The sequence below is a fragment of the Ralstonia insidiosa genome, assembly GCF_008801405.1.
Classification (GTDB): Bacteria; Pseudomonadota; Gammaproteobacteria; order Burkholderiales; family Burkholderiaceae; genus Ralstonia; species Ralstonia insidiosa.
This window is the reverse complement of sequence record NZ_VZPV01000005.1, coordinates 1-23,995: the sequence shown is the minus strand read 5'-3', so window position 1 is coordinate 23,995 and position 23,995 is coordinate 1. Positions and strand designations below refer to the sequence as shown.

Genomic DNA, 23,995 nt, shown 5'->3' with positions numbered 1-23,995 from the left:
CATCGCTATGAACGCGTTCAAACAACACACAGGTCAGGCCACGCGGCCTGGCCGCTGGACCCCGCTGGCACTGGCTGCCGCGCTGTTCCTCGCGGCCTGCTCGCTGGCGCCGACCTACGAGAAGCCGGATGTGGGCACGCCCACGGCTTTCAAGGAAGCTGCACAACCAGCAGATGCACCGCTGGCCGCCGGCGAACAAGGCAAGTGGAAGACCGCCGAGCCCTCCCTGCCCGCCGACGGTGCGTGGTGGAAGGTCTTCAACGACTCGACGCTCGACAAGCTCGAAGCGCAGGCCGGGGAAGCCAGCCCCACGCTGGCCGCGGCAGCGGCGCGCGTGAACCAGGCGCGCGCCTTCGTGCAAGCCAACCGTGCATCGCTGTTCCCAGAACTGGATGCAGGCTTCGGCCCGACGCGCCAGCGGGGTTCCGCTGCATCGGCGGGCTTGCCGGTGGGCGCGCCCGTCCAGCCGCAGACGTACTGGCGTGCGCAGGCCACGGTAGCGTATGAGGTGGACCTGTTCGGCCGCGTGCGCAACAACATCGACGCGGCCGGTGCAGATGCCGAGCGTGTCGAAGCGCTGTACCGCGCCGCCCGGCTATCACTGCAAGCCGACGTGGCACAGACGTATTTCAGCCTGCGCACGCTCGATGCGGAAGAGGCGCTGCTCGCCCGTACCCTGGTCGGCCGCGAAGAAGCGCTCAAGCTCGTGCAGCGCCGCTTCAACACCGGTGACATCGGCGAGCTGGATGTTGCGCGTGCCGACGCCGAACTGGCCACGGCACGTTCCGACCGCATCGGCGTGCAGCGCCGTCGCGCCGTGCTCGAACACGCGCTGGCAACCCTGCTGGGCAAGGCACCGGCCGACTTCACGATGGGCACTGACCCGCTGCAGGCCGCTGAAGTGCGCGTGCCAGCTGGCCTGCCTTCTGCCCTGCTGGAGCGCCGCCCCGATGTGGCCGCGGCAGAACGTTCGATGGCTGCGGCCAACGCACGCATCGGTGCGGCGCGTGCGGCGTTCTTCCCGCAGCTGCAGCTCACGGGCGGCTTCGGCTATGAGTCGCACGACATCGGTGATCTGCTCAAGTGGGGCAGCCGCACGTGGATTCTCGGGCCGCTGGTCGGCACCGCGCTGTCGCTGCCGATCTTTGACGGCGGTGCACGCAGTGCGGGTGTGAAGCAGGCGCGTGCCGCGTACGAAGAGAACGTCGCCAACTATCGGGAAAGCGTACTGGTCGCCTTCCGCGAGGTGGAAGACAACCTGTCGGAACTGCGCCTGCTGGCTGATCAATCGAAAGCCCAGGACGATGCCGTGCGCGCCTCCTCGCGCGCCGCGCAGCTCTCGCGCACGCGCTACAACGCGGGCTCGGTCAACTACCTGGATGTGATCGATGCCGAGCGCAATATGCTGTCTGCCCAACGCATCGGCGTGCAGCTCGCCGGCAGCCGCGTGAATGCGACGGTGGGGCTGATCAAGGCGCTGGGTGGTGGCTGGGGTGACTTGCCGACAGAACAGGCGCAGCCGGCAACGGTGGCGCAACAGTAAGGATTCGTTTCCTCTCTCTCTGGAAAGCGAGACTCTGCGCGGCTTCGGCCGCGCTTTTTTTTCCGAACGCTTCTGTGCTTGATTGCCGCCGTTTCCAGACACTCAGCCCTCGCCCAAGCCCACCGGCCCCAGCGAGAGCGTCGCCACGAGATCCCGAGCGCTTACGAATCCTGCCCCGAACCGATCTTCGCAGGTGGTTGCGGCACCTCTAGGGCCAATCCCGGCGTATTGCGCAGCGGGTGCTTGAGCAGCCCATCGACGAGCGTTGGCGACACGTAGTGCGGCCCGTCGAACAGGTAGACCTTGAAGCCTTGGTAGTGCGCCAGTTGTGGCGCCAACTCATACGCGGTGGCGGGACGGAAACCGCCGCGGCGCTTGGGGCGAAACGCCTCGGCAATCACGCGTACGCGCTCGGTGCCGAAGCGCCCAGCCAATGCATTGGCGTAGGCGCGCGCAGTGGCCGGGTCACGCTTGAATGCACCGCAACCGTCCTGCCAGAACACGCCCACGTCGGCAGGCAGCCAGCGTGCAACCCAGTCGGCAAATTGCTGGGCGCCAAGCTCGCTATGGTCGTACACGCTGATCCACAGCGGGCGCGGCAGCCGGTCCAGCGCGCGCTTGAGCCGCGCCATGTCTTTCCAGGTGGGATCGACTTCCACCGGGAAGTACCAGCCCTCGACATTGACGGGCGGGCGCACCGACACCAGGTTTCGCGAGCGCTCGGCAAGCTCTTCAACGTGGGCGCGTGCCCAGGTTTCATCAAATGCCCCAGCCAGCCCGACGATGACGTTGCGTGCCCAGGGCTCGGCGGCAATGCGCGACCAGTCTGGTGCATGTGCCACCGCCGACGGCCGGGCGCCAGACACGAAGGTGGCATCGTCCACGGCCGTCCATTGCACCAGCAGGTTGCTGACACCGAGCCTGTCCCAGGTGCCCCTCGGGTTCTTGTGCAGGGCATCCGGCTGCCAGACGACGCCCTGTGCGAGCGGCTCGCCGGCAAGCTCCTGCGCGACCGCCCCGCCCGTCAACGACCTGGACAGGGCCAGCGCCACGACCAGCGCGGCGCATCGCCAGGAAGGACGGCGTTCAGCCATTGTGCTTGCCCTCGGTTGGGCGGCTCGGGTTGAGTTGCATGTCACGGTAATCCTGCGCCAGCTTGGCGCGATCAATCTTGAAGTTGACGGACACCGGCAACGTTTGCCGCGGAATCAACTCCGACGGAATCATATACGGCGGCAGCGCCTCACCCAACGATGCCTTCCAGTCTTGCGGTAAAAACGGCGCGTGCGCATCACCTGAGGCAGGCTGCACAAAACCGACAATGCGCGCCACCGACCCATCGGGCCGCCGCAACGGCACCGCTGCTGCACTCTGCACACCGGGCAGCTTGCCCAGCGCGGCATCGATCTCCAGCAACTCGATACGGTAGCCGCCCACCTTGACCTGGTCGTCAATCCGGCCATGACAGAACAGGCGGCCGAGTTCATCCACCGCCCCCAGGTCGCCTGTGCGGAAACCGCGCGTGCCATTGTGCGAAAACATGCGTGTGGCGTTGAGGTCTTCCCGATTGAGATAACCCCGCATCACGTGCGGGCCGGCAATGCACAGCTCACCGTCCTGCACGAAGACCTCGCTGCCGCGCTTGGGATAGCCGATGGGCAATTTATCTGCGCCGGCAAGCATCGCATCGTCCACCACGATCCAGGTGGTGGCCACGGTGGCCTCGGTGGGGCCGTAGGTGTTGATGATGCGCGCCTTTGGAAAACGCTGGCGCAAGTGACGTGCCAGTGTGACCGGGAGCACCTCGCCGCAGAACAGGAAGGTGTCGAGCGTCGGCAGGCCTTGCCCCGAGAAATCCGGCTGCAGCAACTGCTGTTGCGCAAACGACGGGGTCGACACCCACGTCGTCACGCCGTGCGCAGCCAGCATCTTCAGGAATGCATCGCCCTGGGTAATGGCCTCGCGCGAGGCCAGCACGACGGTGCCGCCCAGCGCGAGTGTGGCCATCACCTCGTACATCGACAGGTCGAAGCTGAACGGCGCCTGATTCAGGAACACCGGCGACGCCCCCAGCGCAAAGTCGTACGCCATCCAGTCAACCAGGGTATGCACGCTTTCGCGGCCGATCTGCACGCCCTTGGGTTCGCCCGTGGTGCCCGAGGTGAACAGCACGTAGGCCAGGCCCTTCTCCTGCAGCGGCTGCGGATGGCTGGCATACGGCAGGCGCTCGAACGTAGCGGTGCGCGCATCGTAGTAGGCATGCGCGCCCAGCGTGCGCGCGATGCGGTCCATGCGCTCATCGGGGTAGATCGTGTCGAGCGGCACGAAGGGCGCACCCAGCATCAGCGCGCCGGCAATCGCCACAAAGAAGGCGGCTTCCTTGTGCCCGCGCACGATGACCGGCACGTCGGCAGCAAAACCGGCCTCGCGTGCCTGTGCGCACCACGCAGCCGCCTCTTCGGCAAGCGCCTGCCAGGTGAGCGTGCGATCGGCACCGATCACCGCATCCTGGTCGGGCCGCAGCCCGGTATCGACGAACGTACCCGTATTGAGATCGAACCGCATCGCCCTCTCCTATCTGTTGGATTGGATATACGCCGCCAGCGCGTTGACCGAGGCCAGATGCTCGGCAATCTCCGTGGGCGGCACACGCACGCCAAACTGCATTTCGACAGCCATCACGATTTCGACCGCCAGTACGGAATCGACCAGCCCCATTTCGATCAGCGGCGTGTCGGGTTCGACCGTGCGGAGTACGACGTTCTCGACAAGCGCCTTTACATCGGCCAGCAGGGTTTCGGTTTGAGTCATGGTCATGGTTGCGACTAAGCGCGGTCAGAATTGGAAATAGAGGAAGCGCACTTCACCGTGCAGCTGCGCCATGCAGAACAGCAACAGAGCGACGATGACCACGCTCCAGCGCAGCGAGGGGCGCCAGCCAAAGCGCGCAGCCGCTGCATTGGCAGGACGCTCCAGCGCGGGCGAGAAACGGCCCATCCATTGGTGCACGTTGGGCAGGCACCAGACGATGGCCAGCATCAGCACGATCTGCAGCGCCAGCATGGAGCGGCCCAGCACGATGCGCAGCCACTCCAGGCCGCTCATGCCGGCCTCGCCCCAGGCGGGCCAGCCCAGCGGCTCGATGCCGCGCAGGCCAACCATGCCGCCCAGCATCTGCAGCGCGTCATGCACGCCGTGGGCACGGAAGAAGATGAACGCCACGAGCGCCGCAAAGAAGGTCAGCAGCACATTGGCCGCATGCCGCAGCGGCGTCGGCGGTGCTGGCTGCGCCGGTGCACCAGCCGGCGCACGCGCAGCCTGCCACGCCCGCCAGCCATGGTTGACGCTCAGGAAGCCCGCATGCAGCAAGCCGTAGATGAGGTACTGCAGCCCTGCCCCATGCCACACCCCAGCCAGCCCCATGGTGTAGAAGGTCGGCACCGCCACGGTGGCCGCAAAACCGCCCATCGAGCGCTGCGCCAAGCGCCCGGTCGACTTGCCGCTGGTCATGCGCGCACGGTTGATGCGCATCGCCATCGGGTAGTAGAGGTAGCTGGTCAGGTAGCGCGTGAGCGTCATGTGCCAGCGCTGCCAGAACTCAATGATGCTGCCGGCCTTGAACGGCGAATTGAAGTTGAGCGGGAAGCGCACCCCGAACATCTTCGCCAGCCCCATCGCCATGTCGGAGTAGCCCGAGAAGTCGAAGTACAGCTGCATCGCATAGGCCAGGCAAGCGCCCCAGGCGGCCAGCATCTGCAGCTCGTGCGGCGCGGCAAAGCCATGGTCGGCGTACGGCGCAATTGCATCTGCCAGCAGCAGCTTCTTGGCCAGCCCGCAGGTGAACATGGTCAGGCCGATGGACAGGTTCTCCGCACGCAGCCGATACGTCTCGGGGCGCGCGAACTGCGTCATCATTTCCTTGTGGTGCAGGATCGGCCCGGCAATCAGGTGCGGGAAGAACGTGACGAACTGGATAAAGCCCAGCGGATCGCGCTCCTTGACGATGCCTGCATTGCAGTCAAGCAGATAGCCGATCTGCGTGAAGGTGAAGAACGACACGCCCAGCGGCAGCGCCACATCTTCCATCGCCACGGCAACCCAGCCAGCGGGCATGATGTCGGCCGCGTTCACCACGACTCCAATCAACGCCGCCAGGTACTTGTAGCGCACCAGCACTGCCAGATCGACCACGATGGCGAAGGCCAGCCAAGCGCGTCGCGCGCGCGACCCCGCCGGGTTGCTGAGGATCAGCCAGCTCATCGCAAAGTTGAACGCGATCGACAACGTGAGCAGCAGCACGAACGACGGGTTCCACCATCCGTAGAACAGGAACGACGCCACGCACAGCCAGACTGACGCCGCACGCGGCGAGCGCGCACCCAGCAGGTAGTAGCCGGCAATCGAAACCGGCAGGAACAGCGTCAGGAAAATGAACGAGTTGAATAGCATCTCGGCCTCAATGGCTGGCGCCGTTGGGGAGGGTCTTGACCGGCAGGTGCAGCGCGTCTTCCGACATCTCCCACACCAGCACACGCACACTCTTGGGCCACGTTGCGCGCTTGTCCCACATGGCTTGCATGGCACGGTCGAACTGGCCGTCGTCCAGGCTCACGTTCCAGACCTCGCGGCCAAGCTGTTCGCCCAGGCGGCCCGCAAACTCGCTGCGCCGTGAGAACGAGCTGCCCGCCAGCATGACCTCGACCGGCGGTGCGTCATCAAGCAGGCCGCCCGAATGCACCGCGCTGATGGTCTGCGCGGCCACCAGATCGGGCGCCGGGCGCCATGCGTCGGGCACATCGCCCAGACCACTGAGCGTGAGCAGGTCGCCAACGCGGGGCTCTGCTGCTGCCTGTTGGTGCTCAAAGCGTGCCTCGCCCCGCCCACCCAGCAACGGCAGCACGGCCGCGCCGATCACGTTGGCGGCCGCCTGCGCACCGCTCGCGTTCCAGTGCACATCGGTGCGAAAGTACGCGGGGCTTGCCTGCTGCAATGCGGGCAGCAGTTCCACACGCGCGACACCAGCGGCGTCCAGCGCCTGCTGCCATCCGGCAAGGCGCTGCGTCATGCGAGCGTCCTGATGCAAGCCGCAGAGGGCCTGCGCTTCAACGCGCGCCTTGTCGGGCACCGTCACAACCACCAAGCGGATGCCGTCCTTGCGCAGGGCGTCGGCGTAGCGGTGCAGCGTCGCGATGCGGGCATCGAGCAATGCATCGGCACCCGGCACGCCCACCTGCCGCACCTGCCCGGCCGCAGCGGGGGGCGGGCGCAATCCATCGGCGTAGAAGAGCCAGCCAGGGCAGCCCTCGCGCACCTGCTGGCCGAGATCGCCCAGCACGCGATAGCGCAGCGCAGCCTGCCAGCGGTGCAGCGTGCGCGCGTACGGCACGTCGATGGCACCTTCAATCTGGTGGCCCAGGGTGCCGTCACGCCACCCGGCCCATTTGAACGGCTCGCCGTTGTCAGTTTGTCGGACCAGTGCAACCACCGCCATGCCAAGGCCGGTGATCAGAAGCACCGCCACAGCCCAAGCCAACGCCCGGTGCCAGAACGCAGACCGATCCGGCGGCGCAGCCTCTGCCGGCTCCTGGCCGGGCAGTGCGGTTGCAGAAGAACGTGCGAGCCCGTCGCTCATCGCGCGAGTGCCTTGTCCAGGCGGGCCAGCCACGCGTCTTCCGCCATGATCGAAGCGGCATCCCACTGCGTTGCCGCATTCGGGCCGTTCATCATCTGGCCTTCATTGAACTGCCAGACCAGCGCCTTGATCTTGGCGGACTTGAACGCAGGCGACTCCAGATAGTTCAGCAGCGTCTTCCACGGGCCAACGTTGCCGAACGTCCAGGTCAGGCCGACGAGGCTGTCGATGGCGTTCGAGAGCTTCTGCGGAAAACCGAGGTATGGCTGCACCATGCTGTTGCCGACCACCTGCACCTGGGAGGGTGCGCTATCGAGCAAATCCTTGTTGTTGCCGGCCTGGCGAACGAAGAAGTGGTCCTTGCCGACCGCCTTCTTCTTTTCCGGCGGCAGCAGGTCGGCCAGATCGCCGTAGCTGATCTCTTCCGTCCATTTGCCGAGCCGCGTGCCTCCACCGGTGCGCTCCGTAAACAAGCCGCGCGCTTGCAGCAGCTTGGCCGTTGCGGCGGCGTTGGCCTCGGCGGCACGCGCGGACCAGTGATAGTCGGCGCGGATGAACGTGGTGTCGTCGGTCGGGTTGACGGTGGCAATGGCCGCCTCTGCGTCGACCATGTCGAGCCCGATCTTGCCGGCGTGGGCCGCCAGTGCGGCGTAGCGGCCCTTCACCGCCGGTGACAGCGTCATGCCATCGGGCAGCTTGTCGGCATAGGCACGGGCCTTGAGCGGCGCGATGACGATCACCGTGCGGATATCGGCGGCGCTGAGCTTGTCCGCCGCCTTGCGGATGAGATCGAGCGCTTGCAGGCAACCGGCGGTATCGTCTTCGGTCAGGCTTTCCCAACCGGGGAACAGCCAGCGGTCGCGGCCTTCGATGATGGTCTGGGCCTTGGTGGCAGGCGCTTGTGCACCCTGCACGGCCAGGGCGAGGCTCGGCAACCCGGCCAGTGCACCGGCCAACGGTGCGGCGCCCAGCGAGAACAGCACGCGGCGGCGGCGGGCATCGATGGATTGGCTGTCGGAGCCGAGCGGTGAACGAAGCGATACGGTCATAGAGTGGCCTTCAAATTCGGTGGTGAGATTCACTTCTTGGCGGGCGGCCAGGCGATGTCATCGCGCACGCCGGTGAGTACAGGCTTGGCAGCATCGCCGGCCAGGAACAGGCTGTAGCTGTCACCCGCGGCCAGCGTGGGCAGTTGCAGCGGCGCCGTCGTGGCATTGCCGCAACTGCCCGTCAGGCGGGCGGCAATCGGGTTGATGGCGCGGGCCTGTTGCGTGCCTGCGGGCACCTGCGCAAACACCGTCGGGCCGTTGTCGGCCACGGCGATCTTCCCCGCGCAGGCGCCGCCCGCAACGTTGTAGACGCGCAGCGTGGCGCGCATGGCATCCAGACGCTCCTGCGGGTTGGCCACACGCGTGGCGCGCCAGCCTTGCGACTCCCGCGTGAGCATCACGGTAATGGCCTGGCCGGCAGTGGCGTCACTGGCCGACACTGCGCCTGCGGCATCCGCGGCGGTTGCCTGCACGGGCTCGCGCCCATCGACCGTCACGCGCAGCGGCGTACCTGGGGTCACGACGCTCAGGCGCGTCGATGCGCCGGCTGCCAGCGTTTGCGCGGCTTCGCTGCCCGGCAACGTCACGCGGGCGGATTGCGTGGCCAGGTTGACCACGCGCACATACGTGGCGTTGGCGGGCGGCTGCGGGCCGTACAGGCTGGCAACATCCTGCGCGGCGGCGTGCGCGGCGGCGGGCACGCCCAGCACGAGCACCGTGCCCAGCGCGCGCATCAAATCGGTCAATGTCATGCGACGTTGCATAGGATCAGTAGGAATAGATGGCGTTGAAGAACACTCCGCGGGCACGGTCGTCGCCGGCCAGCTTGAAGCGGTATTGCAAGGACACATCGACGTACGACTGCGGTGCGTTGTACTTGCTCTCTCGGAAGACATAGCGTGTGGACACCCCCACGCCCGCGCCGATCGGCACGCTGCTGTTGATGCTGCTGTCATAGTCGGCACCGACAACCACGTACGGGAACACCGTCCAGCGCGAGCTGACACTGTCGATGCGGTAGGTGCGGCCGAACTCGGCGTTGGCGGTGGCGTAGTTGGTGCCGGCCTGCAGGTAGCGCCCGGCCTCTGCGTAAACGCGGCCGGTCCACCACGATGGGACGTCAATGCGGCGTTCGGTGCCAAAGCCATCGGAGTAGGCGGTGCGCGCCAGCCAATCCCCATTGGCGGCCGAGCCGATCGGGATCACGCGCTCAAGGGCGAAGATCACATTCAGATCGCTGAACGGCTTGACGCGCGCGCCCACGGAAGCCTGCAGCGTCTGGGCACCGCTGGATTCGCCACCCTTGACGCCGAAGCTCTCGAAAGCGCGTGCATAGACTTCAAACATCCGGTCACCCAGCGGCCCGAACGGGCGCCAGTATGCCTCCACGCCCGCCTGCCAGGCGTTGGCATCGCCGGGCGTGGTGGTCAGCAGCGGGCCTGACGGCATGCCGCCGCCACGGTAGCTGAGCGTCGCGTCAAAGCCCCAGTTGCGCGTGGCGTCGGCATGGGCCTCGCGCATGTCGAGCATGGCCTGGGGCGTGGGCGGCGGATCGTCGCCCTCTGGCGGCTCCAGGCCGGCATCGATGGCGCGCTCCAGATGCGCAATGGCAAGCTGGTTGCGGCGCGCTGCCAGGGCCGAATAGGCGGCATCGGTGCGCTCGTCAATGGACAGCGGCGTGATCTTGTCCGCGCGTTCGAACAAATCGGAAGCAGTCTGGTCTTCGCCTGCCCGCTGCGCGATGTATGCCGCAGAAAGCGGTGGCAAGGCATCGAGCAGCCCGTCCTCAACGATCGCCTTCGATTCGCTCGTCGCCGCCCGCTCCTGCTTGGCGTCGATGAGCGCATTGACCAGATCAACGCGGTGCTGCGCGTCTTGCGGTGCCGCCTGCACGGCCTGACGGGCGAACTCAAGCGCCGCCTTGGTGTCTTTCGCTTCGGCGGCCCGGGCGGAGGCCTGTGCCGGCGCAAAGCCCGGATCGGCCGGATACAGATCGCAGTCCGACCCGAACTCGCTGGCGGCACAGTCGATCACCGGACGCGCTGCCACAGCCACGCGTTGTGCGGTCTCCTCGGCTGACGATGCCGGAGTGGCCGCTGCTGCCTGCGCAGTTGCCGACGCCGTTGCCGACGCAGTTGCCAATTGCCGGCGCGCGCTGTGTACGCGCATGGTGATGAGCGAATCCGTGTCGTCGTCGATCGGCTTGAGATCGCCAAGCACGTCAATCACGCGCTGCGGCTCGCCCTGGGCCAGCCAGATGTCGGCAGCAATGGTTTGCATCGAACGCCGCACCGCAGCCGTGGCATCGGCCTGCTTGAGCGCCTGTGCCAGGTCGGTGTTTGCTGCCTCCGACTTGCCTTGTGCCGCGCGCGCGTAGCCGCGCAACGTCCACGCCATGATCTCGGTATCGTCGTAGGCGATGGCATCGTCCATGGCGCGCTCGACGCCCGCCAGATCGCCCGTGGCGAGCAGCCCGTCGATGAGTTGCAAGCGGTAGTCGAAACGCGCCGGTGCATAGACCACTGCCTGGCGTGCCAGCGCGATGGCGCGCGTTGTGTCGCCCGACTGACGCGCGTTGAGCGCGTCCTCCGCCACCTTCATGCCCAGGCCGACGCCGATGAACTCGCGGCGGATGCGCAGTGGTTCGCTGTCGCCAAATTGCTGGACGGTGGCCATGTCGGCGTCCCAGGCGGCGGCGTCATCGCCGGCGGCGCTGGAGGCGTCGATCAGCAACAGGCGAAAACGCTTCAGGTCGGGGCGCAGCGCAATCACCTCGTTGGCGTAGCGCGCGGCGCCGGCAAAATCCTTGGCGTTGTACGCCTTGTAGGCGTTCTGGGCGGCGTCCAGTGCTGCGCCTGTCAGCAGGGCGCCGCCCTCCTCGTCCTTGGCCTGCACGTGCCCGGCCGCATTGGCGGGCGCCCGCAAGGCTGCAACGCGCCTGCGCTGTTCGGCAAGCTGCCGGTCCGGGCCAAAACGTGCGGTGGCGCCATTGAGTACGCGCCCTGCCTCCGCATACTGCCGTTGCGCCGCCAGCGCATCCGCCAGCAGCAGATGGAGCGACATGACGTCGGGCCGCTGGCGAATCGCCTCGCGCGCCAGTGCAACGCAACTGGAATACGCATGGCGCTTGCACGCATCGTAGGCCTGCTGCGCGACGCGGTAGGCAGCACCGGCCAATGGCAGCGGCTTGGTGCCGTTCGTCTGCGCATGCAGCAGTGCCGGCGCACACAGTGCGCCCGCCAGTGCGGTCATGGCCAGTCGTGCCGACCAGCGCGGCCGCAAGTTGCGTGCAGGGCGTGCGAGGGTTGTCTTCCGTTGCTTCATGCCGCTGCCGCCAGCACGCCGCCCAGGCGGTGCTGCTCCTTGATCACGTCATCCAGTGCCTCGTGCGAGATCACGCCGCGGCTCACCATGTAGTCGCCAATGCGGCCATCGCGGTGGGGGCTGTAGTCGCGCAGCGTGGCGTCAAATGTTTCGCGCAGAACATGGCCGCGCTCGATCAGCAGATCGCCCAGCAATGGCACGCCACGCGCAGCAGTCGGGCCGTCCACGTGGCCCACCTGCGGTGCATTGGCCGCCAATGCGCCAACGTCGGCCACGGTCATACCGCGCAACTGGCGCAGGCCCATGGCAATTTCACCTTCCCGCACGATCCGCTGCACCACATCGCGCTGCAGTTCGGCAGACACCTGCGCAAGCTCCGCGTCCGGCAGTGGGCTGGCCACCAACAGCACCACGTGCCCCGCAGCGTCTTCACCTTGCGGCAGCACGCGGTGGCGGATCACGGTGTCAAGCGGCAGCAGGTCTGCATGCGCGCGCAGCTGCGCCAGGTCGAGCGCACCGCGCTCAAGATCGGCCTGGAAGGCGATCGCCTCGGCCAACGTTTCGTCGTCCAGCCAGCCTTTGGCCATCAGCACACGGCCCAGGGGCGCCTGACGGGCATGCGCATCTTGCAGCGCTTGGTCCAGGGTCTCCTGCCCGATCGCCTGCCACGTCACCAGCAGCTCGCCCAACCGGGGGCGCTCGCCGGTAAAGCCGTCCTCCGAAGGGAAGTCGTGCATGGTCTTGTCCCATGCCAGCCGCTTGCCGGTAATGAGGTGGGTGAGGAACATCTTCCACGCCCGCGATACCGCCATGAAGTTGATGAAGTTGCCGACGATCATGCGCGGCACCGACAGCACCCCGTGCTCCCACCCATACAGCTGGGTGACGAAGTACACCCGCTGCACCACGCGCAGCGTCAGCGCGATGGCGTTGAACCACAGCAGCGTGCCCAGCCATTCGTACTTCGACAGCGGCGAGGCGATCAGCTCGGGCATCCATCCAAACTGGTCAACCAGCGCAAACAGCAGAAACTGCACGATCAGCACATACGCCAGAATGCCGACGAACGCGGTGACGATGCCCTTGCGATCACGCGCGAGCAGATAACGGTTGGCCGGGCCGCCGGTCCAGCCGGTCTGCTTCCAGCCTTGCAGCCCGATGCCCAGTGCCCAGCGCGCCCGCTGGCGGTAAGCCGTGCGGAAGGTATCCGGGAAGAACTCGCGCACGCACAGCGGCATGGTGAGCGTGAAGTCACGCTCCGGCCCGAGCCCGAACCACGATTTGCGCCGCATGCTGAACTGCACGGGAAAGCGCGCAAAGATGGACTGCATGCCCATCTTGCCCAGCCGCGCACCCACGTCGTAGTCCTCGGTCAGACTTTCGGTATTGAAGGGCTGGTTGTCGGTCTCAGCCGCAAGCGCCAGCAGCGCACGTCGCGAGAAGCACGTCCCGACACCGGCCGACGGCACCGTGCCGGCCAGGCTTTCGCGCACGACGAGGTCCTTGCCATGCCACTCGGCAAACTCGTCCATGTAGGTGCCGGCTACCAGCTCGAACCAGTTGCGCTCGAGCGAGGCCACCGGCAGCTGGATCATGTCCTTGCGCGGCAGCAGGTAGTTATAGAAACGCAGCTCCAGGGGATGCAGCACATCCTCGCTGTCGTGCAGCACCACGCCGGCAAACTCGATGTTGTGATCGCGCTCGTGCTTGAAGATGGCCTGGATGACCCAGTTCAGGCAGTCGGCCTTGCAGGTCGGGCCATCGTGCGGCACTTCCACGCGGCGCAACTGCTTGTAGCGGCGGCGCATGCGCTCCACTTCATTGATCGTTTGCGCATCGTTCTGATACGTGCCGACAAACACCATGTAGCTGCGGTAGTCCATCACGCTGACCATGTTCTCGATCATGGCCGCGATCACGTCGTACTCCAGCCATGCCGGCACCATGATGGCGATCGGCTGTTCGGCGCGGGCCTTGAGCTGCTCAGCCGTCAGCGGCGTGTACACGCGCTTGACCGTGAAGAAGCGGTAGACCTCGCGCACCCAGTACCACACGTCGATGAACAGATCGTCGAGGCTCGAAATCAGGATGAGCACCGCCACCACGATGGCCAGCAACTCCAGCCCGTGGTAGTACTGGGCCAGCAAGTGGCCCGCATACCATTGGATAACGTCGAACGTCACGACTTGGACTGACGACGCCGGCGTGCGTAGCCCGCCACCGCCAACAGGATCAGGAACACCACCACCACGATGCCCGGCCCTGCCCACGACCAGAAGCTCTTGGTCAGGCGCGGACGGTCGACATCGCTGGGCAGCACTTCACCGGGGTGCAGCGTGTCGAACACGCGGGCGATGCCGTCGCTGGCCACCACCGCCACGTCGCCGCGCGACAGGCGCAGCGTGGCCGGCAATACCGGCGCCACCGGCCCCACCGTGCGGTAGACCACCCCCGTCGCACTGCCCGCCTTCGCCACCTGAACGATGCCGAGATTGGTCAGGCCCGAAACATCGGCCAACAGCTTGTCGGAGGCCGTCGTCAGTGTCAGGCGGTCTTTCGACAGCACGGCGCGGCCGGTCTCGTCGCGCAGGGGCACGTCGATTGCCAGGAAGGTGTCTTTGGGCGCAGCCGCCTCGTTATCCGCCACGGCGGTGAGCTGGCTGCGCGTGGGCGCGATCCCAGCGGCGTTGGCCAGGCGTGCGACACGCGGCAGCGTCGCCGCTGCATCGCCCAGATAGGCCGTCGGCACGATCACGTTGGCCTGCGAGGCAAAGCGCGCCACCATGCCGGTGAAATCGGGGTCGAGGCTGGCGGTTTCCAGCGTCACGTGGCTGCTCGGCAGCACGGCCACCGGATAGCCTTGCAGACGCGCACGGCAGCCGTCTTCGGGCGGGCGCTGGAACAGCACGCGCAGCAGGTTGGATGCGCCCAGCGCGTAGCGCGGAATGCGCGCCGTGATGCGCTGTACGCGGCCATCCTGCTTGAGCAGCTCCGAGCCGATCAGCATGCCGTTGAAATAGACCGACGCCACCTGGCCGCTCACGCTGGCCGACGGTGCCGCCGCAACGTCGAGCACCACTTCGCCCGGCAGCTTGCCCTGGCCGGAGACGGTGCTCAGGTCAAAGCTGGCATCCCACGTTGCACGGCCCAGCACCTCCATCGTCCGCGGCTCGCCGCCCAGCAGCGCCAGCGCAACCTTGTCACCGTAGGCATGCGGTGCGCCCTCCAACTGGTGCACCACGATCTGGTTGGACGCATCGATCGGACGCCATGCCGCCGCCAGCGCCGCCACCCCGCCTACGTCGCCCGTCACGATCACGACCTGCCCGGGCAGATGCGCAAGCCGAACCTCACCTGCTGCCAGCGGCTCGGTGATGGGTGCCCAAGTCTGTGCACGCCATTGGTCAAAGGCCTCCGCACCCGACGTGGAGACCGCGGCAACCTGCGCGCGCAGTGCATCCAGCGATGCCTTCAGGCTCCCGCGCAACGCGTCATCCGCCACCACGATGTCGGGTGCGAATGCCGAGCGCGAGGCCAGCAGCACGAACGCGCCCACCTCCGCCGGGTTGGCCAGCTTGCGCTGACCGCCAGCCGCCAGCGCCGCAAATGCAGGCGCGGCCTGCAGTGCCTTGGGCACGCTCACGCCGGTCAGGTCAACCGTATCGCCCACAACGGGCCATGCACGCACTGCGGGGCGCTTGTTCTCCGCCTGGAGCAGCGCGATCGTCCGCCAGCTCACGTCATACGCAGGGGCACCGACCTTGTTTGCGCTCAGCGCCACCGTCGGTGCCGTCGGCAATGCACTCCACGCGGTGCGCAGGTCCTTGACCGCAGCCGGATCGAAGCGGTACGTCAGCCGCGACGTGGGCGCGATACGCAGCACGTTGCCAATGGCCGTCTGGTCGGTGCAGATGGTGTCGTTGATGATGGACGACCACTGCAGCCCCAGACGGACAAAACCTGTGGGGCGCGGGCCGCCGTCCACACCCAGGCTGGCCGCAGCATCGCCCTGAAACTGGGTAAAGCCGCGCGCCAGCACCGGCGCCCCATCCAGCGACACCAGCATGGTGGTGCGGCCACCGTCTGCACGCATGTAGCCGCCATCCAACTGGAGCGTCGCATCGGAGATCGGCAGGTTGGCGGGCACCGGCAGGTACAGCTCGCGAATGGCATCCGGCGCCTGCAGCACCAGCGGTTCGCGCACGCCCACGTCTGCCAGCGACAAGCTGCGCGTCACGACACGCCCTTGCGAAAGCTGGGCCAATGCCGCACCAAGCTCATCGGGAGCCGCCTGGACACGGCCCGCAACCAGCAGGGCAACCGCAAACGTCGCGACGCAAGCGCGTGTCATGCGGCGAGGAGAACGTTCAGAATTCACGTCGATAGTCTCGCAATGATGGAGAGCGCCTTACCGCAGCAAAGGCTCGCGGACGGCGGCACCAACAGAGGTGCGGCCGGGCCCGTCAGGATTGAACTCATTGAACGGCTGCCCCATCAGCGCCGCTACGATGCGGGCCGATGCCTGGCCGTCGCCGTACGGGTTGGAGCGGCCAGCGAAGGTCTCGCCGATTGCCAGGTACTCCAGCACCGTGCGCGTCTCCCGCACGATCGTTTCGCGCTGGGTGCCGACCAGGCGCACCGTGCCGGCTGCGATCGCCTCGGGGCGCTCGGTCACGTCGCGCATCACCAGTACCGGTTTGCCCAGCGCCGGGGCCTCTTCCTGGATGCCACCCGAGTCGGTCAGGATGACGGCAGATCGCTGCATCAGGCGCACAAAGGTCAGGTAGTCCAGCGGCTCGATCAGGTGCACGTTGGGCTCGCTGCTGAGCGCCTGCCGCACCGGCCCGCTGACGTTGGGGTTGAGGTGCACCGGATAGACGATCTGCGCGACGTTGCTGCGTGCAAGATCGCCCAGCGCGGCGATGATCTCGGCAAAGCCCGCACCGAAGTTCTCGCGACGGTGACCGGTCACCAGCACCACGGGTTGCTGCGGATCGAGAAACGCCAGCGTCTGATCCAACTGCACGCGCAGCGCGGCATCGGTGTCGATGCGCGCGGCACTCAGATAGAGCGCGTCGATCACGGTGTTGCCCGTCACGATGATGCGCCCCCCCAGCGACTCGGCCAGCAGGTTGATCCGGGAGCTCTCCGTTGGCGCGAACATCAGGTCGCTCATCACGTCGATCACGCGGCGGTTCATCTCTTCGGGCCACGGCTGCGCGAGGTTTCCGGTGCGCAGGCCGGCTTCCACGTGCCCGATCGGGATTTGCCGATGGAACGCAGCCAGCGCGGCGGCGCAGGCCGTGGTGGTATCGCCGTGCACCAGCACGCGGTCCGGCTTCTCAATGGCGAGTACTTCATCAATCGAAGCAATCAGCCGTGACGCCAGCCCGTTGAGTGTCTGGTTGCCGGTCATCAGCGCGAGGTCGTGATGCGGCCGAACACCGAACAGGTCGAGCACTTGCGACAGCATGGTGCGGTGTTGCCCCGTCACGCAGACGATGGACTCCACGCCCGGCGTCAGCTCAAGTTGCTTGACGACCGGCGCCATCTTGATGGCCTCGGGCCGCGTACCGAAGATGGAAAGGATCTTGGTTGGCATCAGGATTCGTTCTCTTACAAATGCGTCGCTGCGGCCGACATTGGCCACGAAGCGAAACAGACACGGTTCTCAATCCAAGCGGGGCGCGACATTACAGGGCACCAGCGTTCGTATGCAACGCCAGCGGCCATCACCCGGCTCACGACGACTTCAGCAGAAAGGTTGAGCGCGGGCGTGCAGAACTCATCCGCGAGCGCATTTAGCGCTAAACACCTATCCGAAATGCTTGGCCCAATCGCGCTTGGCCCAATCGCCAATCGATCGGTTGACTTGTTCACGTACAGCCCGCCGTACGACGCCCCGGAGCAGCAACACCACACCGGGCGCGCAGCGACACGCGTCAAGTCAACCCGGGAGCACAGCACGCCCGGGGCCAGGAAAACGTCAGCGGAGAATCAGCTCGGGCCGAACAGAAAGTCGACCCGCGTGCCGTAGCGGCACGGGTGTGTCGGTAAATGGGACGTCGTCCCTTTCCGTGTGATGGAAGTGAGCGCCGCAATCCCTTGCTGGGATTCGCGGCGCATCACCGTCGTGCGTTGTTTCATAACCTTCCCCGTCACCAATAGATCCAGACCAACATCGTCCGACCACCAACTCAAGGCTTAAACCTTTTTATTTATTGGATTACTTATCTTTCTTGTTTTCATACCCCCCGATGCCCGCGCACCAGCGCGTCTCGGTGAGTACAGCGATGCGCATACTAGCCCAAGATTTCCCGCCACGTCTTCGCCAACCGGCAGGGAACATTGGTTTTCCAACAATTGTTGATTATTCAACCAGCACTGCTTCACAGCCTCTGGATACTGGTCCGATCATGAAATGAGCACGCCTTGAGCACCCACCAGAAATATCTGTTTGAAAGCAACGACCAATGAAGCACAACCCTATGCACCGCTGCGTTCTTACGCCCCCGGCCGTCATGCGCGGCATTTTGACGCAATACACGCCGAATACCCGGCAAAACAGCGACAGCACCGCGCGCCATTCCTGACTGCGCGCCACCTCCAGCGCCTTGAGGCAACCCGCATGCGCGCTCAGCCCGGTCAATACCGGCACCTTCATCATCCACTATCGGAAAACAGCGCCAATTATCGTGGTACGGAATTACGCCCCACCACCATGCTCTTTTTCAAATAGAGCGCCCCGAAGGACTACCTAGCCTGCTTCACGAAGCGCATTTAATATTTAAAAAAATTCATCCATCATAAAACGGCGAATGCATCTGAATTTCTTGCCACAGCAGGATTAGCGAAGTGGCTCACACAGCACTACCAAAGAAGGCCCACGCGCATTCTTTTTCGATTTCAAATGCAGTTGTACCGATTGAATTTTACAGGAATGCAAAAGCGATATCAGCCTGTCACCCCCACCCGTTCGGGGGGTCCCAATTCAAATACCTTTGATTGAACGACAATTTGTTTTGATAGAACGTCATCTCGCGCTGGCAAACCGCAGCTGCAGAGCAATACGCTGATAAGCCACCCGTATACCGGGGCGCCACGCAACCCCGGACAACCCCAATACGACATTCCATTCGGTCACAGCCCGGCCAGAGCCGCATGGACGAGGGCGCATCTGTCTATCTGACGCCAACCCGCGCGCCTTCGCCCCACCCACAGCTCTGGCCAGGCGCATTTCTCGGGTTTCATGTGCGGTATCAAGCGCAACGGATTGACCATCCGTTATAACCAACCCTATATTGCGCTAGAAGCACACGCTTGCCCCTTCGCCCGCCAGTGGGCGCCCGCTGGCACACCACGCATCCGCATGACCGATTCCGTTTGGACGCCCCTGCTGCTCTCGCTCAAAGTGGCCGGCTGGGCGACCGCCCTCAACCTCATCCTGGGTGTAGGCGCAGCCTACGGGCTGGCGCGCACGCGCAGCCGCCTGCGTGACCTGATCGATGCCGCCCTGACCCTGCCGCTGGTGCTGCCGCCCACGGTGCTGGGCTACTACCTGCTGGTGTTGCTGGGCCGGCGCGGCACGATCGGCGGGTGGCTGGACAGCATGGGCATCCAGCTTGTCTTCACCTGGCAAGGGGCGGTCGTTGCCTCGACCGTCGTGGCGTTTCCGCTGGTCATGAAGTCAGCGCGCGCCGCATTTGAAGGTGTGGATCACCAGTTGGAAAACGCTGCGCGTGTGCTCGGCCTGCCGGAAGCCGCCGTCTTCTTTCGCGTGACCCTGCCGCTGGCTGCGCGAGGCATCGCCGCCGGGGTGCTCCTGGCGTTTGCACGCGCACTGGGTGAATTTGGTGCCACGCTCATGATTGCCGGCAACCTGCCCGGCCGCACGCAGACGCTGTCCGTCGCCATCTACGAAGCTGTGCAGGCCGGTGACGACGCCACGGCCAACACGCTGGTGCTGATCACCTCGCTCACGTGCATCGTGGTGCTGGTGGTGGCTAGCCGCCTGCTGCAAGGGCGCGCACCCAACCTGCAGGAGCAACCGGCATGAGCGCCCATCCCGCTGCGATGGTGGATCTCGTCGTACAGAAAACGCTGACGAGCGCTGCGCGCGTGTTCTCGCTGGACATTGCCGTGCGCTCCGATAGCCGACGCGTGGTGCTCTACGGCCCGTCTGGCGCCGGCAAAAGCCTCGCCATGCGCGCCATCGCCGGCCTGATGACGCCCGACCGGGGCCGCATCGTGCTGAATGGCCGCACGCTGTTCAACCATGCAGATGGCGTCAACCTCAGCACGCAGGAGCGCCGCGTCGGTTACCTTTTCCAGGACTACGCCCTCTTCAACTACCTGACGGTGGCGCAGAACATCGGCTTTGGGCTCAAGCGCGGGTGGTTCAATCCACCTCGTCGTCTGAACGGACAACACGACGCACGCGTGCAGCAGTGGATCGACACCTTCGAACTGGACGCGGTGGCCGCCAACTACCCAACGCAGATCTCCGGTGGACAGCGGCAACGCGTGGCGCTTGCCCGGGCGCTGATCGCCGAGCCCTCCATGCTGTTGCTCGACGAGCCCTTTGCCGCACTGGACCCGGCATTGCGCACACGCATGCGCTCGGAATTGTCGGCATTGCAGCGGCGGCTGGATGTACCGATGCTGATGATCACGCACGATCCGGCGGACGTGGAGATCTTCGGTGACCACGTGTTCGAACTGCGCGATGGCCGTGTCGTGGCCGATGCGGTACGTACGCCCGAGGCGGCGCCACTGTCACCGCACCCGCACCTGACGGCGGTTGCGAACCGCCTGGCCTAGAACACGCCCAGCGCCAGCCCTGTCGCAAGGGCTTCACCCAGTGCGCGGCAACGCTCCAGGTCTTCCTCACCGATCTGCTTGAGCGCCAGGATGGCCTCTGGCGTCTGCGCATGGGTGCAGACAATGATCGGCTCAGCCACAGACCGCAGCCGCCAGCCCGTGGCGATGCGTTCGATCTGCCGCACGGCATTCTGCCCATCGCTGCCAGCACAAACGAGGCAGGCGTAAGGGCGACCGTTGATGCGGTCGAGCGCGGGGTAGTAGCTGCGGTCGAAGAAATCCTTGAGCTGCCCGCCAATGGCGGCCAGGTTTTCCGGCGTCGCGAACAGGTAGCCATCGGCGGCCAGCACGTCGCCGGGGCCCGCCTGCGCGGCTTGGAGCAGGCGCACGGCAACGCTGCCCTCTGCGGCGGCGCCGGCCTGTGCGGCTTCGGCCATCTGCCGCGTGCCGCCCGTCATCGAGTGATAGACGATCAGCAGTGTTTTGGGCGCGGCCATGGGGTTCAGACTCTGGCTCAAGCCAAGCCCAGGATCACGCTTGACGCCTCGAACACGGCCACGGCTTCCACACCTTCAGCCAGGGCCAGCGTTTCAACAGCGGTGCGCGACAGCATGGCCACCAGCACGGTTTCCCCCGCAGACGTCGCGTTCGCATCCAGCAGGCGCAAGCGCACCTCAGCCTGCACCGCGCCATCACGGATTTCCGTCACCACGCACGGCAACTGGTTTTCTGCAGAGAGCCGCCACTCGCCCATACCGTCGCCCGTTCTATCGCCCATTCGGCGCAACAGCATCACGGCCGGTGCCTTGATGAGCGCAACAGCCTGCACGCCCGGGGCCAGCCCCAGCGTTTGCGTGCTTTCCTGCGTGATGGTGGCCACCACGGCCTGACCGCCGGGCAAGCGCAGCGTGACGGCATCATTGACGGCACCGGAGGCCACGGACTCCACCGTGCCGAACAGCGTATTGCGCGCACTCGTGCGCAGCATCAGGCGGCGTAGCACGTTCAGGTCTTCGCTGGCGGCATGGGCGGCAGCATCCAGGCGCTCGACAAAGCGGCGGTGCTCCGCTTCCAGCACGCGGAAGCTATCGATCAGCCGTTGCGCACGCGGCGTCAGCACGCTGCCGCCACCGCCCTTGCCGCCCGTGGTACGCACCACCAGCGGCTCGCCGGCCAGGTTGTTCATGGTGTCGATGGCGTCCCAGGCAGCCTTGTAGGAAAGGCCCACGGCCTTGGCACCCGCCGTGATGGAACCTGTCTGCCCAATGGCGGACAGCAGTTCGATGCGGCCGTGTCCGCCCCAGTTGTCTTCACCGGCGCGCAGCCAGATGGTGCCGTCGAGTTCCAGCATGTCGTCTCGTATTGGATGGAGATTGCAACATGCGGATGTTAACGCCGATTGGGCTCGGGTCACGCCGATCAGGGGTCGATCGGCGCATCGTCAGGCAAGGCGAGCTCAAGCCGCCATCAATCGCGGCGTACGTACATGCATCAGCACCGAGCGCGAGAGCAGCAGCCCACCCAGAAATCCGAACAGCGCGCTGAACAGCGCCATGAAGCTGGCCGATTGCAGCACATCCGGATGCATCGCCAGCATCACGTTGTAAGCGTAACGCGCAGTGAACAGGCCCAGGATCACCACCATTGGCACCCAGCTACCGGGCACGCGCACGGTGGCAGCTGATTCGGAGACGGCGCCGCTGGGCGGCATCACGCGCGTCAACAGGAAGGCCGCTGCAATCGCGGCCAGCCATGCCGCCAGCGCGAGCGCGCTGCCGTGGCTCGCCATCACCACACCGTAGAACGAGTACGCAGCCACCACCAGCGGCAGCACGATTAGCCGCCGGCGCGACACCACGCGTGGCTGCGTCTGGCGCAGGCCAAGCGCAATCAGCAAGGCAAACACCACGAACACCCAGGTGGGCGTATGCGACACGATGGAGGTGATCGATTCGAGCATGGCGGTCTCCCTGTTGGAATGACGCCAGCTTAGGCGCCGCATTCCGCACACGGGAGCGGTTTGCGACGAATGGCAGGAAGGCTGGCGCGAACAGTCAGCCCGAACCGTCGACCGCGTACTCAGCCACGGGCCGCGCGCACCCCGGCATCCACCACCGAGAGGTGTGCCCGCAGCAGCCGGTCGAAGCCTTCCGCCGTCACGGGCTTGCCGATGTAGTAGCCCTGGATTTCCTGGCAGCCGGCCTTGGCGAGAAACTCCACCTGGTCGGCATCTTCCACACCTTCGGCCGTGACGGTCATGCCCAGGGCGCGCGCCATGGCGACGATGGCCTCGGTCAGCGCCACCGAATCCGGGTCATGCGGAATGCCCGTGATGAACGAGCGGTCGATCTTCACGTTGCTGATCGGGAAGCGCTGCAGATACGACAGCGACGAATACCCCGTGCCGAAATCGTCGATGGAAATACGGATGCCCTGCGCGGTGAGCGCGTCGAACATCGGGCGGACTTCATCGGCGCCTCCCATCAGCAGGCTTTCGGTAATTTCCACTTCCAGCGCAGTGGGCGGCAAGCCGACCTCAGCCAGCGTCTGCTCGATCATCGGCACCACATCACCGGCCTGGAACTGGCGCGCTGACAAGTTGACCGCCATACGGAAGTCATAACCCAGTGCCTCGTACCACGTCACCGCCTGTTCGCACGCGCGGCGTAGCACCCATTCGCCGATCGGCACGATCAGGCCAGTTTCCTCGGCCACCGGAATGAACTCGACCGGCGAGATGGCGCCCAGCTTGGTGCTGTTCCAGCGCAGCAGCGCCTCTGCACCAACGATGCGGTGGCTGGCCAGGTCGTACTTGGGCTGGTAGACGAGCTGCAACTCGTTGTTCTCGAGCGCGTCGCGCAGCGCGTTTTCCAGCAGGTAACGGCGCTGCAAGCGGGCGTTGAGCTCGGCCGTGTAGAACTGCGCACGGTTGCGGCCATTCTGCTTGGCGCGGTACATGGCAGCATCGGCCGAACGCAGCAGGTCGGAGCCCGAAATCCCATCGTGCGGATACAGCGCCACACCAATCGACACGCCCAGGTAGTAGCGCCCGTTGACGGTATCAAACGGCTCGCGCATGGTCAGCAGCAAACGTTCGGCCAGCAGCGCGATGCGCTTACCCTCAACGCGCTGCTCAATCAGGATCACAAACTCGTCGCCGCCCAGGCGGGCGATCACGTCGCCGGGGCCAATGCAGTCCGTCAACCGCGCGGCGGCGCTCTGCAGCAGCGTGTCGCCGCAGGCATGGCCGGCGGTGTCGTTCACGCTCTTGAAGCGGTCCAGATCCAGGAAGAACAACCCAAGCTCGCGGCTTTCGTCACGCGCCCGCTCGATGGCGGCATCCAGGTGGGCGATGAAAAAGCTGCGGTTGGTCAGGCCGGTGAGCGCATCGTGCGCAGCAAGATGGCGCAGGCGCTGCTCGGCGCGCTTGATGTCGGTGATATCGGCGAACGACAGCATGATGCTGCTGGGCACCGGCTCGCCATGGCGGCGGATCGGAATGATGTTCTCGCGAATCCAGACCAACTCGCCGGTCTTGAGCAGGAGGCCATAGACCCGCCCCAGGATCGGCTCGCCGCTACGCTTGACGAGTTGTGAAGGCAGGACATCGTGCGCGATCTCGTTGCC

The 23,995-nt window shown here is 65.7% G+C and carries 19 protein-coding genes; 3 read left to right on the top strand and 16 right to left on the bottom strand.

Going from position 1 to position 23,995, the window contains the following annotated elements; genetic code table 11:
* Positions 1 to 7 precede the first annotated feature (7 nt).
* A complete protein-coding gene (locus tag F7R11_RS25625; protein ID WP_064806904.1) occupies positions 8 to 1,543 on the top strand; it encodes an efflux transporter outer membrane subunit in 1,536 nt (511 codons plus the stop codon).
* Positions 1,544 to 1,704: 161 nt separating this feature from the next.
* Here F7R11_RS25625 and F7R11_RS25620 read toward each other — a convergent pair whose 3' ends face one another.
* The 12 genes from F7R11_RS25620 to F7R11_RS25565 all read right to left on the bottom strand — a co-directional run bounded on the left by F7R11_RS25620 (position 1,705) and on the right by F7R11_RS25565 (position 18,215).
* On the bottom strand, positions 1,705 to 2,637 hold the full coding sequence (locus F7R11_RS25620) for an alpha-amylase family protein (RefSeq protein ID WP_064806902.1): 933 nt from the start codon (positions 2,635 to 2,637) through the stop codon (positions 1,705 to 1,707).
* A complete protein-coding gene (locus F7R11_RS25615; protein ID WP_064806899.1) occupies positions 2,630 to 4,108 on the bottom strand; it encodes a D-alanine--poly(phosphoribitol) ligase in 1,479 nt (492 codons plus the stop codon). The genes F7R11_RS25620 and F7R11_RS25615 overlap by 8 nt, the downstream gene beginning before the upstream one ends.
* Before the next feature lie 9 nt (positions 4,109 to 4,117).
* Positions 4,118 to 4,354, bottom strand: coding sequence for an acyl carrier protein (locus F7R11_RS25610; RefSeq protein WP_031328656.1), 237 nt, complete (start codon positions 4,352 to 4,354; stop codon positions 4,118 to 4,120).
* Positions 4,355 to 4,378: 24 nt separating this feature from the next.
* Positions 4,379 to 5,992, bottom strand: coding sequence for an MBOAT family O-acyltransferase (locus F7R11_RS25605; RefSeq protein WP_064806897.1), 1,614 nt, complete (start codon positions 5,990 to 5,992; stop codon positions 4,379 to 4,381).
* A 7-nt stretch (positions 5,993 to 5,999) separates the two neighbouring features.
* Positions 6,000 to 7,175 (bottom strand): alginate O-acetyltransferase AlgX-related protein, encoded by a 1,176-nt coding sequence (locus F7R11_RS25600; protein WP_064806895.1) that lies wholly within the window; start codon positions 7,173 to 7,175, stop codon positions 6,000 to 6,002.
* Positions 7,172 to 8,224, bottom strand: coding sequence for an alginate O-acetyltransferase AlgX-related protein (locus F7R11_RS25595; protein WP_082932909.1), 1,053 nt, complete (start codon positions 8,222 to 8,224; stop codon positions 7,172 to 7,174). The genes F7R11_RS25600 and F7R11_RS25595 overlap by 4 nt, the downstream gene beginning before the upstream one ends.
* 29 nt (positions 8,225 to 8,253) lie before the next feature.
* Complete coding sequence (locus tag F7R11_RS25590) at positions 8,254 to 8,976, bottom strand: alginate O-acetyltransferase AlgF (protein WP_064806893.1); 723 nt, start codon at positions 8,974 to 8,976, stop codon at positions 8,254 to 8,256.
* Positions 8,977 to 8,992: 16 nt separating this feature from the next.
* On the bottom strand, positions 8,993 to 11,476 hold the full coding sequence (locus F7R11_RS25585; protein ID WP_064809019.1) for an NfrA family protein: 2,484 nt from the start codon (positions 11,474 to 11,476) through the stop codon (positions 8,993 to 8,995).
* 68 nt (positions 11,477 to 11,544) lie between these two features.
* Positions 11,545 to 13,731, bottom strand: coding sequence for a glycosyl transferase family protein (locus F7R11_RS25580; RefSeq protein WP_064806891.1), 2,187 nt, complete (start codon positions 13,729 to 13,731; stop codon positions 11,545 to 11,547).
* The gene (locus F7R11_RS25575) at positions 13,728 to 15,899 is read right to left on the bottom strand and encodes a cellulose biosynthesis cyclic di-GMP-binding regulatory protein BcsB (RefSeq protein ID WP_104577584.1); all 2,172 of its coding nucleotides are present in this window, start codon (positions 15,897 to 15,899) and stop codon (positions 13,728 to 13,730) included. Before F7R11_RS25575 ends, F7R11_RS25580 begins: the two co-directional genes overlap by 4 nt.
* Before the next feature lie 57 nt (positions 15,900 to 15,956).
* A complete protein-coding gene (gene wecB / locus F7R11_RS25570) occupies positions 15,957 to 17,150 on the bottom strand; it encodes a non-hydrolyzing UDP-N-acetylglucosamine 2-epimerase (RefSeq protein ID WP_064806890.1) in 1,194 nt (397 codons plus the stop codon).
* Between the two features lie 768 nt (positions 17,151 to 17,918).
* Positions 17,919 to 18,215, bottom strand: coding sequence for a hypothetical protein (locus F7R11_RS25565; RefSeq protein ID WP_151180575.1), 297 nt, complete (start codon positions 18,213 to 18,215; stop codon positions 17,919 to 17,921).
* Between the two features lie 702 nt (positions 18,216 to 18,917).
* Here F7R11_RS25565 and modB point away from each other — a divergent pair.
* Positions 18,918 to 19,604: a molybdate ABC transporter permease subunit gene (gene modB, locus F7R11_RS25560; protein ID WP_064806888.1), complete on the top strand. Its 687-nt coding sequence runs from the start codon at positions 18,918 to 18,920 to the stop codon at positions 19,602 to 19,604.
* Positions 19,601 to 20,368, top strand: coding sequence for a sulfate/molybdate ABC transporter ATP-binding protein (locus tag F7R11_RS25555; RefSeq protein WP_231973353.1), 768 nt, complete (start codon positions 19,601 to 19,603; stop codon positions 20,366 to 20,368). The genes modB and F7R11_RS25555 overlap by 4 nt, the downstream gene beginning before the upstream one ends.
* On the opposite strand, the gene F7R11_RS25550 is transcribed toward F7R11_RS25555, so the two are convergent.
* From F7R11_RS25550 to F7R11_RS25535, 4 genes are all read right to left on the bottom strand, one after another.
* Positions 20,365 to 20,865 (bottom strand): flavodoxin family protein, encoded by a 501-nt coding sequence (locus F7R11_RS25550; RefSeq protein WP_064806886.1) that lies wholly within the window; start codon positions 20,863 to 20,865, stop codon positions 20,365 to 20,367. The genes F7R11_RS25555 and F7R11_RS25550 overlap by 4 nt on opposite strands.
* A gap of 17 nt (positions 20,866 to 20,882) precedes the next feature.
* Positions 20,883 to 21,719 carry a TOBE domain-containing protein gene (locus tag F7R11_RS25545; protein ID WP_064806884.1) on the bottom strand — a complete coding sequence of 279 codons (837 nt, stop codon included), beginning with the start codon at positions 21,717 to 21,719 and terminating at the stop codon, positions 20,883 to 20,885.
* 105 nt (positions 21,720 to 21,824) lie between these two features.
* Entirely contained in the window at positions 21,825 to 22,328 is a 504-nt protein-coding gene (locus F7R11_RS25540; protein ID WP_064806882.1) for a DUF6622 family protein, read from the bottom strand.
* A gap of 119 nt (positions 22,329 to 22,447) precedes the next feature.
* Positions 22,448 to 23,995 (bottom strand): putative bifunctional diguanylate cyclase/phosphodiesterase (locus F7R11_RS25535; RefSeq protein WP_151180574.1); only part of this gene is annotated, 1,548 nt, incomplete at its 5' end.